Genomic DNA, 12517 nt, shown 5'->3' on the forward strand with positions numbered 1-12517 from the left:
ACGCGCCCAGGGGATCGGGGTACGAGGCGGGGGTACAAGAGGCGCGTCACCGGGAGAAGAGGATGTCGCGCTCGCGGTGTCGGGGGCCGCCGATACCCTGATCCCGTGAACGTCACCCTCCACACCGCGCCCCTCGCCGACATGCCGCCCGTCACCCTCTACGAGCTGCTGAAGCTGCGCGTCGACGTCTTCGTCGTCGAACAGCGGTGCGCCTACCCCGAGCTCGACGGGCGCGACCTCGAGCCCGACGCCACGATGCTCTGGGCCGAGGTCGACGGCCGGGTGGCGGCCACCCTCCGCCTGCTGCACGACGGCGACGACCGTCGCATCGGGCGGGTCGCCACCGCTGCGACGGCGCGAGGTCGCGGGCTGGCCGCCCAGCTGATGGGCCTGGCGCTCGACCGGTGCGCGGGGCGACTCGTGCGGCTCGACGCCCAGGCGCACCTCGCCGACTGGTACGCGCGGTTCGGGTTCGTGCTCGACGGCGCCGAGTTCATCGAAGACGAGATCCCGCACGTGCCGATGGCCCGCTCGGCCGACGCGACCGGCGGCGGCCGCTGACACCGCGCCTCCTCGGCCGCTCCGGGGCGTGCGCAGGACAGCGCACGACGGCCATATGATCTGGGGATGCCCCGTCGCCCCACACCTCCGCGAGAGCGCCTGCTCGAGGCCGCGCGGTCGGAGTTCGCCGCCCGAGGTCTCGCCGGGGCCCGCATCGACACCATCGCCCGCGAGGCCGAGGCCAGCAAAGAACGGCTCTACGCGCACTTCGCCACCAAGCGCGAGCTGTTCGACGCGACACTCGGCGAGAGCATCGATCGCTGGCTCGCCGCCATCCCCTTCGACGCCCACGATCTGCCCCGCTGGGCCTCCCGCCTCTACGACCACCTCGCCACCCACCCCGACGACGCCCGCCTGCTGCTCTGGGGGCAGATCGAGGGGGTGTCGCTGCCCAGCCCCGGCGTCGTCGACCACGATCAGCTCGAAGACCGTCGACGGGCGGTCCGTGAGGCTCAGCAGGCCGGCGCGATCCCCTCCGAGTGGGATGCCGACGAGCTGCTGACGATGGTCTTCGGCCTCGTGCTCGCCTGGTTCGTCACCCCCGACGCGTCGAATCTGCACACCGGGCCGCACGAACGCCGCTGCGAGGTCGTGCGGCAGGCGGTCACCCGGCTCGTCGGCTGACGCGACGCGCGGCCCCTGCGAGCCGCTGCCGCTGCCGTGCCGAGGAGGAACCGGGCGGGCGCGTCGGGGATCAGCCGGCTGTGTGCCGAGGAGGCGCGGCGACGGTCGAGCGGGCCGGAGTACCGTGACGGCGTGACCGACAGCGAAGCACCCCTGACCCCCCTCTCCCCTGATCTCGAACGACTGCTTGCGACGGTGCCCGACCCGGGAGGCGTCGAATCGGGCGACGTCGTGTACCGGGACGGAGCGACCGATCTCGAAGGGTTCCTCGCGACGCCGCCCCGCGCCTCCTCGGAGTCGGAGCTGCGCCCCGCAGTGCTCGTGCTGCACGACTGGTTCGGTGTCGTCGACCACGTCAAGGTGCGCGCGCAGATGCTCGCCCGACTCGGCTACGTCGCCCTCGCCGGAGACGTCTACGGCCAGGGCGTCCGCCCCGGGCCCGACGGCGCCGCCGCCGAGGCGGGCCGCTGGTACGGCGACGTGCCGGCCCTCCGCTCACGCCTCCTCGCCAGCCTCGAACGGCTACGCGCAGAACCCGGCGTGGACCCCGAGCGCATCGCCGTGATGGGCTACTGCTTCGGCGGATCGGCCGCGCTCGAACTCGCCCGGGCCGGGGCGCCCGTGGCCGGGGTCGCGGCGTTCCACGGCGGCCTGTCGACCGGTGCACCCGCGCTGCCCGGTGCGGTCAACGCGCCGATCCTCGTGATGACGGGCTCGGCCGACCCGGTCGTCCCCGACGAGGCCGTCGTCGCGTTCGAGGACGAGCTGCGGAACGCGGGCGCACCCGACTGGCAGATCGTGACCTACAGCGGCGCCATGCACGCGTTCGCCGTGCCCGAGGTCGACTCGCCCGAGCACGGGGCGCAGTACCAGGCCGTGGCCGATCGACGCTCGTGGGCGCAGATGCGCGCCTTCTTCGACGAGGTGCTCGCCTAGTCCACGAGGGCGTGGCCCTCGGGGCCTGACCCTCGGGGCCTGACCCTCGGGGGTCAGGGCCCGGGGCCCAGCCCTCGGCCGTCAGGGCCGGGGCGCGGCCAGGGCTCGCAGCTGCACGGCGGTGGCGATGGCGGCGTGGGCGGCCTCGGCGCCCTTGTCCTCCTTCGAGCCGGGCAGACCGGCGCGATCGAGCCCCTGCTGCTCGTCGTCGAGGGTGAGCACCCCGAAGCCGACGGGCTTGCCCGTGTCGAGGCTGACCCGCAGGAGCCCGGAGGTCGCGGCGTCCGACACGTACTCGAAGTGCGGCGTGCCCCCGCGGATGATGACGCCGAGCGCCACGACCGCGTCGGCCCCGGACTCGAGGGCCGCCTTCGCGACGACCGGCAGCTCGAAGCTGCCCGGCACGCGCAGCACGGTGGCCGTGGCGCCCAGTCGCTCGGCCGCGGCGAGCGCCCCGGCCAGCAGGCCGTCGCTGATCGTCTGGTGCCAGGTGCCGGCGACGATCGTGACGCGCACGCCCGTCCCGTCGACCTCGAGTTCGGTGGGTGAGCCTTCGCCGCTCATGCGCGGTCTCCTTCGGTGAGAGTGTCGGTGGTGCCGGTGATGTCGGTGGTGTCGGTCGAGTCGGGAGCCGAGAGGTCGCGGTCGCCGAGCCACAGGATCAGCTCGGCGATGGTGATGACGGGGACGCCCTCGCGGGTTCCGAGCTCGAGCAGGCCGGGGAGGCGCATCATCTCGCCGTCGTCGGCCACGATCTCGCTGATGGCGGCCACCGGGCGCAGCCCCGCCGCCTTCATCAGATCGACCGACGCCTCGGTGTGGCCGTCGCGCTCGCGCACTCCCCCGTCGCGTGCCCGCAGCGGGATGACGTGACCGGGGCGGTGCAGGTCGTCGCGCACGCTCGACGCCGACGCGAGGACGCGCAGGGTCGTGGCCCGGTCGGAGGCGCTGATCCCGGTGGTCACGCCGGTCGCCGCGTCGACGCTGACCGTGTAGGCCGTGCCGCGGTCGTCCTCGTTGCGGGCGACCATCGGGGGCAGGTCGAGCAGGTCGGCCTCGGCGTTCGTCATCGGGGCGCAGACGAAGCCCGACGAGACGCGCACCGTCCAGGCCAGCCACTCCTGCGAGGCGAGCTCGGCCGAGAGGACGACGTCGCCCTCGTTCTCACGCGACTCGTCGTCGACCACGATGACGGGTCGACCGCGCCGCAGGTGCTCGAGCGCGGTCTCGATCGACGCGAGGGGTGTGGTCGAGCCGACCCGCGCCTCCTCGGTCGTCGCGGTCGGCAGCCCGGTCACGGTCGCTCCTCGCCGGCGGTCGGGTCGGTAGCGGTGAGGTGGTCGGGCGCGGCGGACGCGGCAGGAGCGGGTGCGGCGGGTGCGGCGGACTCGGAAGGTGCGGGAGGCGTGACCGGCGTGACCGGCGCTGCGAGCGCGTCGAGCCGGAGCATGCGGCGGACGTGCCGGGCCAGCACGTCGGTCTCGACGTTGACGGCGTCGCCGACGGTCTTGGCGCCGAGCGTCGTCACGGCGAGCGTCTCGGGGATGAGGCTGACCTCGAACCACCCGCTCGGGGCCCCCGGCTCGCTGATGGCGCTGACCGTGAGGCTGACCCCGTCGAGCGTGACGGACCCCTTGTCGACCAGGAGCGGTGCGAGATCGTCGGCGAGGTCGAAGCGCACGCGACGCCAGGCCTCGCCGTCTTCGATCTCGACGACCCTCGCGGTGCCGTCGATGTGGCCCTGCACGATGTGCCCGCCGAGGCGGTCGCCGACCCGGGCCGCCCGCTCGAGGTTGACCGCATCGCCGGGGCCGAACGACCCGATCGTGCTCATGACGAGGGTCTGCCGCATGACGTCGGCGGTGAACGTCTCGTCGTCGTGCTCGACCACGGTGAGGCACACCCCGCTGACCGAGATGCTGTCGCCGTGGTCGGCGTCGGCGACCGCGAGCGGGCCGCGCACCGTCAACCTCACGCTGTCGCCCTGATCGTCGATGCGGACGACGCTGCCGAGCTCTTCGACCAGACCGGTGAACACGTCAGCGCACCGCCCCGCGCACGATCGCGGCGGACCCGGCGAGGGGCTGAGCCCCGGACGGGCGGTCGAGCGTCGTCGCTGCGCATCGTGCGGCGGTTGCGGTGGTGCGGGTCATGTCGTCCTCCGGTCGTGGTGAACTCCGGGGACGCGACGCAGGGTCGCAACGGCCCACCGCTCGCTGACGAGTGGTCGGGCCCGCGCTGCCTCTCATCCGGACTATGACCGTCGGTACCGGGATTGCACCGGTTCAACCTCGGCGCCTCGGTGACGAGGTGCCTCGGGTCGCGGACTGTGACCGCCGGTTCAGATTTGCACTGACCCCGGAGCGCGTTGCTCTGCCTGCGACGATAGCACCGGGGGCCCCCGGCGACCCCGGGTGTTCGACGTGGGCGTAGCACAGGGCAATACGCCGCCCCCCGGTCAGTCGACGACGAGCCCCAGATGCGCGGCGAGGACGGGGGCGAGCATCGACAGCTGATCGTCGTCGATCGTGGCGCCGCTGAGACCGGCGAGACCGTCGATGCGCGAGAACGACGTCGTGCGCAGGTCGGTATGAGCCAAGGAGGCGCGGGTGACGTCGAGCGTGCCGACCCGGCAGTCGACGAGCGCGACCCGCAGCGCCGTGACCCCGCCGAGGTCGAGTTCGCCGATGCTGCACCCCTCGATGACGACGTCGGTCAGGCGCGCGCCGCGCAGATTGAGGTAGTCGATCTTGCCGCCGACGATGCGGACCGACCGCAGGTCGGCGTCGAACAGCTCGGCCGACCCCCATCGCGGTCGCTCGACCCGCACGTCGTGCCAGGTGCTGCGCGACGCCGCGAGCTCGGGGGCGAAGGAGTCGCTGAGCACCGACTCGACGAAGCGCGCCCCGCGCAGCCGGGCGGCGCCGAGGCGGGGCGACTCGAAGACGCACTCGCTGAACGACGTGCCCTCGAGGTCTCGGTCGGTCAGGTCGGCGCCGACGTAGCGCTCGAGCTCGCGCGAGTCGTGCGGCCCGGGTAGATCGGTGCTGGGGTGGTCGGTGCCGGGCTGGTCAGAGCCGTCCGAGCCGACGTCGACGAGGCCGCGCGGGTCGACCGGGTCGAGGCGCGGGGCGTCGGTGCCGTACTCGACCGACGCGACGGAACGGGCGGCGGAGCGGCGAGGCGGTGTCATGCGACGAGGCTAGCGGCGGCCGCCGACATCACCCGCGCCTCCTCGGCTGGACGGCTCGGCGTGGGACGGGTCGGCGTGAGACGGCTCGGCGTGGGTCGTCTCAGCTCGGCGACTGGCGACGAAGAACCGCGTTCGCGAAGTCGAACCGCGATATATCGCGGTTCATCGTCGCGAACGCGGTTCATGGGCGTGCGGGACGCGACTCAGCACGAACTCATTACTCGATGACGGCGTGCGGGACGCGACTCGGCACGAACTCAGCACTCGATGACGTTGACCGCGAGACCCGCCCGGCTCGTCTCCTTGTAGCTGTCTTTCATGTCGCGACCGGTCTGGCGCATCGTCTCGATCACGGTGTCGAGGCTGACGACGTGACTGCCGTCGCCGAGCAGCGCCATGCGGGTCGCCGCCACGGCCGTGCCGGCGGCGATCGCGTTGCGCTCGATGCACGGCACCTGCACGAACCCGCCGACGGGGTCGCAGGTGAGGCCGAGGTGATGCTCCATCGCGATCTCGGCGGCGTTCTCGATCTGGCGCGGGGTGCCGCCGAGCAGCGCCGTCAACGCACCGGCAGCCATCGACGACGCCGACCCGACCTCGCCCTGGCAGCCGGCCTCGGCACCCGAGATCGAGGCGTTGCGCTTGTAGAGCGACCCGATCGCAGCCGCGGTCAGGAGGTAGGTGCGCGCGAGCTCATGATCGGTCGCCCCGTGGAACCGCATCGCGTAGTACGCCACCGCCGGGATGATGCCGGCCGCCCCGTTGGTCGGCGCCGTGACGACGCGCCCGCCGCCGGCGTTCTCTTCGTTCACGGCCATCGCGTAGGCCTGCAGCCACTGAGCGGGCAGATCGGAGGCCAGCAGCGAGGAGGCGCGGCCCTGGTCGATCGCGGAGCCGCCGAGGGCGTAGCTCGTCGCCCGCTCTTCGTGCTGACGGAGCATCGACGCGAACTGCCGGGCACGCCGCGGCACCTTCATCCAGCCCGGGAGCACCCCCGTCGCCTCGAGACCGGCGTCGACGCAGGCCCGCATCGCGGCCCACCGCGCGTCGAGACCGGCCGAGGCCGCCTCGGCACCGTGCAGCGCGACCTCGTTGCGCCAGGCCAGCTCGGCGATCGACGCCCCCTCGGCGTCGCAGAGCCGGAGGAGGTCGTCGGCGTCGACGAAGGCGAAGGGCGCCTCGGCCGTCGGCACCGCGTGCTCGTCATCGCCGTCGCGGACGACGAAGCCGCCGCCGACCGAGAAGTAGACCTCGCGGGCGATGCTCGAGCCCTCGACGTCGAAGGCCTCGACGCTCAGGGCGTTGGGGTGACGGGGCATGCGCGTGAGCGGCGCCATGCGGAGGTCGTTGGGGGCGAACGCGATCTGGTGACGACCCAGCAGCCGCAGACCGCCGCCGTGCTCGACCGAGGCCTGCATGCCGGTGACCACGTCGGGGTCGCACGACTCGGGGTCCATGCCCGCGAGACCGGCCAGCACCGCCGACGGGGTGCCGTGCCCGAGACCGGTCGCGGCGAGCGAGCCGTAGAGCACGGCCTCGACCCGTGCGACGTCGGTCAGACGCCCGTCGGCCTCGACGGCCAGCAGGAACTGCCGGGCTGCCCGCATGGGCCCCACGGTGTGCGAGCTCGACGGGCCGATGCCGATCGAGAAGAGGTCGAGCGCCGAGACGTGGTCGGTCACGTGCCACCTGCCTTCCGAGTTCCCGGACGACGTTACCCGCTGCCGGCGACACCAGCCGAGGAGGCGCGGGTCGGCTGCGCGCCGCCGCCCACCTCGCGCGCACGCTCGGCCATCGCCCCCGACATCCCGTCGAGGAACCGGCGGACCGTCTCGAGCTCCCCCTCGTCGAACTCGGACATGACGCGGTCGCTCATGACGCCGAGCGGCCCGAAGAAGGCGCCCGCCACGGCACGCGCGCGGTCGGAGTAGCGGACGAGCACGCGGCGACGATCGGCGTCGTCGCGGCTGCGCTGCACATGACCGACGCGTTCGAGTCGGTCGATGACCCCGGTGGCGGCGCCCGACGTGACGCCGAGCAGCTCGCCGAGCCGCCCCGCCGTGACGGGGTCGCCGCCGCGCTCGGCCTGCATGACGTGCAGCAGCGCCTCGAGGTCGATGTGCCCGAGACCGTGCTGGGTCGCGAAGGCCTGCGCCACCTTCTGCGACTCGGTCGTGAGGCGCTGCATGTGGGTGACGATGTCGTCGGCCAGCGGCGAGCGGTCGGGCCGCCCCTGCCGGTCGGCCGGGCGGGGCCCGTCGGGCGGCAAGGGCTGCGCGGCGTCGTCGCGCGCTGCCCGCCCGGCGGGCACGGGGGACGTCGTGGGGTGGGTCGGGTCGGGCATCGGACCTCCTGCGTCTCGATTGTGGCGCACGCCCCTGTGATCTGCAATAGTCTTAGCCGCTAAGACATTCAGTGACCGAAGGATTCTCCGTGCGCACACTCGCCCGATTCGTCAGCGGCCGTCGGACCGCCTGGGCCGTCCTGGTCGCCACCGCGGTGGCCGTGGCCCTCCTCTTCGCCTTCCTGCCGTCGAGCGAGGGCGACGCCGCGCCTCCTTCGGGCGTGCCCGCCTCCAGCCAGTCCGCCGAGGTGACCGCCCTGCTCGACCGGTTCCCGAGCTCGGACACGACCGTCGGCATCCTCGTCTTCAGCGACGGGGGCGACACCCTCGACGACCGGGCGCTCGCCGCGATCTCGGCCCGCGCCTCCGCCCTCGCCGAGCTGTCGACCGCCCCGCAGGCCGTCCGGCCCCAGATCAGCGACGACGGGACGGCCGCCCTGATCGCCGTGCCGCTCGACGCCGACGAAGCCGACGCCGACGTCGCGGGTACGGCGACGGCGCTCCGCGACGCGGCCGGCGCCGAACTCCCCGCCGGCCTCGAGGCATCGCTGACCGGTCCGATCGGGTTCCAGGACGACATCGCGAACGCGTTCGCCGGCGCCGACTTCCGGCTGCTGCTCGTCACCGTGATCGTGGTCGCCCTGCTGCTGATCGTCACCTACCGCAGCCCCGTGCTCTGGATCGTCCCCCTCGCCGTCGTCGGCGCCGCCGACGCGCTCGCCGGTCGTGTCGCCGCCGCCCTGGCCGAGCCCCTGGGCATCACCATCGACGCGTCGATCTCGGGGATCCTCTCGGTGCTCGTCTTCGGCGCCGGCACGAACTACGCCCTGCTGCTCGTCGCCCGCTACCGCGAGGAGCTGCTGCGCGAACCCGACCGGCACCGCGCCATGCGCACCGCCGTCACGAGCGCCGGGCCCGCGATCGCCGCGAGCGGCGGCACGGTCGCCCTGAGCCTGCTGACCCTTCTGCTCGCGTCGCTGTCGGGCAACCGCGCCCTCGGCTTCGCCTGCGCGGTCGGCGTCGTCATCGCCATCGTCTTCGCCCTCGTGGCGCTGCCGGCGGCACTGGTGGTCTGCGGTCGCGGGCTCTTCTGGCCCTTCGTGCCCCGCGCCTCCTCGGAGGCCGTCGACCACCCGCAGACGACTGCAGGAGGCGCGACCCACCACGCGGCCCCGCGCCGCGGCTTCTGGGATCGACTCGGTCGCGGCGTCTCACGTCGTCCGGCCGTCGTGGCCGTGTCGGCCGTGGCGGGCATCGGCGTGCTCTGCCTCGGGCTCGGCGGCTACGCCGTCGGACTGTCGCAGACCGACCAGCTGCTCGGCGACCCCGAGTCCGTGTCGGCGCAGGTGATCGTCGACGAGTCGTTCTCGGCCGGGCTGACCAGCCAGACGGTCGTGCTCGTGCCGACGGACTCGGCCGACGCCGCCACGGCGCTGGCCGCCGACACCGCGGGCGTCGAGTCCGCGACCACCGGAGAATCGTCGGACGGGCTGACCCGCATCGATCTGCAGCTGACGGCCGAGCCCGAGAGCGACGAGGCCTTCGCGACGATCGACCGGCTGCGGACGGCGTACGCCGACGCCGACGGCGACGGCGCGGGCGCGGGCGCGGGCGACGGTGCTGGCGCGGGCGACGGGGCCGGCGCAGGCGACAAGGCCATGTCGGAGGCGCTGGTCGGCGGCAGCGACGCGACCGCATTCGACACGAAGGTCGCCGCGCAGGCCGACATCGACCTGATCGCGCCGATCATCCTCGCGATCGTGTTCGTCATCCTCGCGCTGCTGCTGCGCTCGCTCGTCGCGCCCGTGCTGCTGATCGCGTCGGTGCTGGCGACGTTCTTCGCGAGCCTCGGGGCGTCGACGTGGCTGTTCCAGAACGTGCTGGGGTTCCCGGCGCTCGACACCGCCGTGACGTTGTACGCGTTCCTGTTCCTGGTGGCGCTCGGGGTCGACTACAACATCTTCCTGACGACACGGGCCCGCGAGGAGGCGCTGGTGCACGGCACCCGCGAGGGCATGGTGCGCGCCCTCGCCTCGACGGGGGCCGTGATCACCAGCGCGGGCATCCTGCTCGCGGCCGTCTTCGCCGTGCTCGGGGTGCTGCCCGTGGTGGCGCTGACGCAGGTGGGCGTGATCGTCTGCATCGGCGTGCTGCTCGACACGCTCGTGGTGCGGACCGTGCTCGTGCCGGCCCTGGTCTTCCTGCTGGGCGATCGGTTCTGGTGGCCCGGACTGCGCCGGGTCGGCGACCCGGGTATCGGCGGGTCGGTGTCATCGGGGGCGGGTCAGCGCTGACCCGCCGCGGATGACGGGGACCCGCCGAACCCGGGGGGCCGCACGCACTCGCTCACGCACGTGCACGCACGCACTCGCTCACGCAAGTGCGCGCACGCACGCACACACGCAAGTGCGCGCACGCACGCACGTCAGCGGCAGGCGCCCCAGAGCCCGGTGCGGTCGCGTTCGGCACGGGCCTCGGCCGCCACGAACCGGTCTCGGTAGCGGTACGGGTCGTCGTAGGTGTCTTCGCGTCCGAAGCCGTCGGCGATGAGGTGCTCGTTGAGCATCGTGCCGTCGGGCGACCAGACGTAGCGCAGCAGCCGGTCGTACCGGTCGGCGTCGCCCTGCGAGGCGTCCGACTCGAGCCAGATCGTGGCCCCCTCGGGCAGCCGCTCGGTCGTCTCGGCGCTCGCCTCGGGCCCGAAGCAGTCGACGGGCGCGTCGGGCTTGACGGTCTCCGGGGTGTCGACGCCGATCAGCCTGATCCGCTCACGCTCGCCCCGCACCCGGACGACCACGGTGTCGCCGTCGACCACGCGCTCGACGACGGCCTCGGCCGCACCGGACGGGACGCTGGTCGGGACGGCCTCTCGACCCGCGCCTCCTGGGCCACCGGCGGATCCACCCGCCGGATCGACGCCCGCCCCGTCGCCGAGGAGGCGCGGGAACGCCACGAGGACGACCCCGGCCAGCAGCACCACGAGGAGTCCGAGAGCCCTCCGCCGCGTCAGCGGGCGGCGACGCCCGAGCGGCCGCCGCGACCGGGCGGGCCGCCGTCGGGCGCTCATTCGGCCAACCGGGTTCCGCGCAGCTCGGGCAGCTGCGTCGCGGCCAGCGCGCCGACCACGAACACCGCACCGAACAGCACGAAGAGCGTGGGCGGACCCCCGAGGGCGAGCACGGGCGGCACCGAGAGCGGCGCGACGATCGACGCGATGCGCCCCACGCCCGCGGCCCACCCGGCGCCCGTGCCGCGCAGGGCCGTCGGGTAGAGCTCGGGGGTCACGGCGTAGAGCGCGCCCCACGCGCCGAGGTTGAAGAACGACAGGAGCATGCCCGAGATCAGGATCTGCGCGACGCTGCCGCTGACCGCTCCGAAGCCGAAAAACCCGGCGGCCACCGCAGACCCCAGCAGGAACGACGCGAGGGTGCCTCGGCGCCCCCACCTCTCGATCAGCCAGGCCGAGACGGCGTAGCCCGGCAGCTGCGCGAGCGTGATGATCAGCACGTACTCGAACGACCGCACGAGGGGGAACCCGGCGGCGACGAGCAGGGTCGGCAGCCAGACGAAGGCGCCGTAGTACGAGAAGTTCGTCATGAACCAGACGACCCAGATCGCGACCGTGCGACGCGCCATGCCCGCCCCGAAGAGCTGTGACCAGGAGGCGCGGGTCGGCCTGCTGACGGCCGCGGGCGGCTCGGTGGCCGGCTGAGCGGGTGCCGGCACCCCCGCGGCCTCCTCGAAGCCGCGGACGGTGCGCTCGGCCTCGGCATGCCGGCCCTTCGATTCGAGGAAACGCACCGACTCGGGCATGCGGAGCCGCACGAAGACCGCGTAGAGGGCGGGCGCGGCCCCGATCAGCAGCGCCCAGCGCCAGCCGTCGTCGCTGGTCGGGATGACCAGGTACCCCACGAGGGCGGCGCCGATCGAGCCGACCGCCCAGAACGCCTCGAGCAGCACGACGACCCTGCCGCGGATGCGTCGCGGCGAGAACTCGCTGACGAGCGTCGAGGCGACGGGCAGCTCGGAGCCCAGACCGAGCCCGACGACGAAGCGCAGCACGAGCAGCACGCCGACCGACCACGACAGCGCCGACAGGCCGGTGGCCAGCCCGTAGAGCAGCAGGGTCAGGGCGAAGACCGTCTTGCGGCCGAGGCGGTCGGCGAGGGAGCCGCCGACGGCCGCGCCGATCGCCATGCCGGCGAACCCGGCCGAGGCGACCCAGGCGAGCTGCCCGGCCTGGTCGCTCCACACCACGGCGAGCTGCGCGATGACGAACGAGAGCAGCCCGACGTCGAGCGCGTCGAGGGCCCAGCCGATGCCGGAGCCAGCCAGCAGACGTCGGTGCTTCGAGGTGAAGGGGAGGTCGTCGAGACGCTCGCTGCGGGTGAGGGCCGCACCGGGCGGACGCGCGGTCGCGGGGGCGGTGAGGTCGTCGCTCATGTCGGTCTCTCGGGGATCGGGCGGGGTGCTCGGGCGGGGTGGTCGGCGGGGACCACGGTAGCGGCAGCCGCCGACACGGCGAGGTCACGAAGCTGCCAACCCGCCTGCCGGTGCGACCCGCGGCCGCCCGCACGCCTAGGCTCCAGCGACCGGGCCATCGAGGTCCAGGTACGGAGGCGACACCATGGCAGAGAAATCAGCGAAGAAGGACAGCGCGAAGACGGCGGTCCGCTCCCTCAAGGAGAAGCGCGCCGACAAGAAGGGCAAGCGCGACGTCGCCAGCCACGCGGAGGACGCGGTCTCGAAGGTGAAGAAGCGCTCGTAGCACCCCAGGACGACGCCTGACGACGAGCGGCACCGTGCGCCTCACCCTCGCGGGTGCGGTCGACGGTGCCGCGTCGTCGTCCATCGGCCGG

General features: G+C 73.5%; 13 protein-coding genes and 1 riboswitch. Of the genes, 5 read left to right on the plus strand and 8 right to left on the minus strand.

Features of this window, described 5'->3' with window-relative positions; translation table 11 throughout:
* The first annotated feature begins 105 nt into the window (after window positions 1–105).
* The 3 genes from IFT51_RS02795 (at window position 106) to IFT51_RS02805 (ending at window position 2121) form a co-directional block, all read left to right on the plus strand.
* Window positions 106–561, plus strand: coding sequence for a GNAT family N-acetyltransferase (locus tag IFT51_RS02795; protein WP_320477812.1), 456 nt, complete (start codon window positions 106–108; stop codon window positions 559–561).
* 66 nt (window positions 562–627) lie between these two features.
* Window positions 628–1185 (plus strand): TetR family transcriptional regulator, encoded by a 558-nt coding sequence (locus IFT51_RS02800; protein WP_192058858.1) that lies wholly within the window; start codon window positions 628–630, stop codon window positions 1183–1185.
* Between the two features lie 132 nt (window positions 1186–1317).
* Window positions 1318–2121 carry a dienelactone hydrolase family protein gene (locus IFT51_RS02805; RefSeq protein WP_192058860.1) on the plus strand — a complete coding sequence of 268 codons (804 nt, stop codon included), beginning with the start codon at window positions 1318–1320 and terminating at the stop codon, window positions 2119–2121.
* 81 nt (window positions 2122–2202) lie between these two features.
* Here the strand turns inward: IFT51_RS02805 and ribH are convergent, their stop codons facing one another.
* The 6 genes from ribH to IFT51_RS02835 form a co-directional block, all read right to left on the minus strand.
* On the minus strand, window positions 2203–2685 hold the full coding sequence (gene ribH / locus IFT51_RS02810; protein WP_192058862.1) for a 6,7-dimethyl-8-ribityllumazine synthase: 483 nt from the start codon (window positions 2683–2685) through the stop codon (window positions 2203–2205).
* On the minus strand, window positions 2682–3419 hold the full coding sequence (ribB, locus tag IFT51_RS02815) for a 3,4-dihydroxy-2-butanone-4-phosphate synthase (RefSeq protein WP_371740654.1): 738 nt from the start codon (window positions 3417–3419) through the stop codon (window positions 2682–2684). The genes ribH and ribB overlap by 4 nt, the downstream gene beginning before the upstream one ends.
* A complete protein-coding gene (locus tag IFT51_RS02820) occupies window positions 3416–4159 on the minus strand; it encodes a riboflavin synthase (protein ID WP_192058864.1) in 744 nt (247 codons plus the stop codon). The genes ribB and IFT51_RS02820 overlap by 4 nt, the downstream gene beginning before the upstream one ends.
* Window positions 4160–4353: 194 nt before the next feature.
* A riboswitch (FMN riboswitch) is annotated at window positions 4354–4491 on the minus strand.
* 88 nt (window positions 4492–4579) lie between these two features.
* Complete coding sequence (locus IFT51_RS02825; RefSeq protein ID WP_192058865.1) at window positions 4580–5314, minus strand: pentapeptide repeat-containing protein; 735 nt, start codon at window positions 5312–5314, stop codon at window positions 4580–4582.
* A 257-nt stretch (window positions 5315–5571) separates the two neighbouring features.
* Window positions 5572–6996, minus strand: coding sequence for an L-serine ammonia-lyase (locus IFT51_RS02830; RefSeq protein WP_192058867.1), 1425 nt, complete (start codon window positions 6994–6996; stop codon window positions 5572–5574).
* Window positions 6997–7028: 32 nt separating this feature from the next.
* The gene (locus tag IFT51_RS02835) at window positions 7029–7658 is read right to left on the minus strand and encodes a MarR family winged helix-turn-helix transcriptional regulator (RefSeq protein ID WP_192058869.1); all 630 of its coding nucleotides are present in this window, start codon (window positions 7656–7658) and stop codon (window positions 7029–7031) included.
* An 89-nt stretch (window positions 7659–7747) separates the two neighbouring features.
* Between IFT51_RS02835 and IFT51_RS02840 the strand changes: the two genes are divergently transcribed.
* Entirely contained in the window at window positions 7748–9952 is a 2205-nt protein-coding gene (locus tag IFT51_RS02840; RefSeq protein ID WP_192058872.1) for an MMPL family transporter, read from the plus strand.
* A 131-nt stretch (window positions 9953–10083) separates the two neighbouring features.
* Here the strand turns inward: IFT51_RS02840 and IFT51_RS02845 are convergent, their stop codons facing one another.
* Window positions 10084–10725, minus strand: coding sequence for a thermonuclease family protein (locus IFT51_RS02845; RefSeq protein WP_192058874.1), 642 nt, complete (start codon window positions 10723–10725; stop codon window positions 10084–10086).
* Entirely contained in the window at window positions 10722–12101 is a 1380-nt protein-coding gene (locus IFT51_RS02850) for an MFS transporter (protein ID WP_192058876.1), read from the minus strand. Before IFT51_RS02850 ends, IFT51_RS02845 begins: the two co-directional genes overlap by 4 nt.
* A 184-nt stretch (window positions 12102–12285) precedes the next feature.
* Here IFT51_RS02850 and IFT51_RS02855 point away from each other — a divergent pair, with 184 nt between their 5' ends.
* Window positions 12286–12426 (plus strand): hypothetical protein, encoded by a 141-nt coding sequence (locus IFT51_RS02855; protein ID WP_192058878.1) that lies wholly within the window; start codon window positions 12286–12288, stop codon window positions 12424–12426.
* The last annotated feature ends 91 nt before the right edge of the window (window positions 12427–12517 follow it).

This window comes from Frigoribacterium sp. CFBP 13712 (assembly GCF_014842255.1).
Lineage (GTDB): Bacteria > Actinomycetota > Actinomycetes > Actinomycetales > Microbacteriaceae > Frigoribacterium.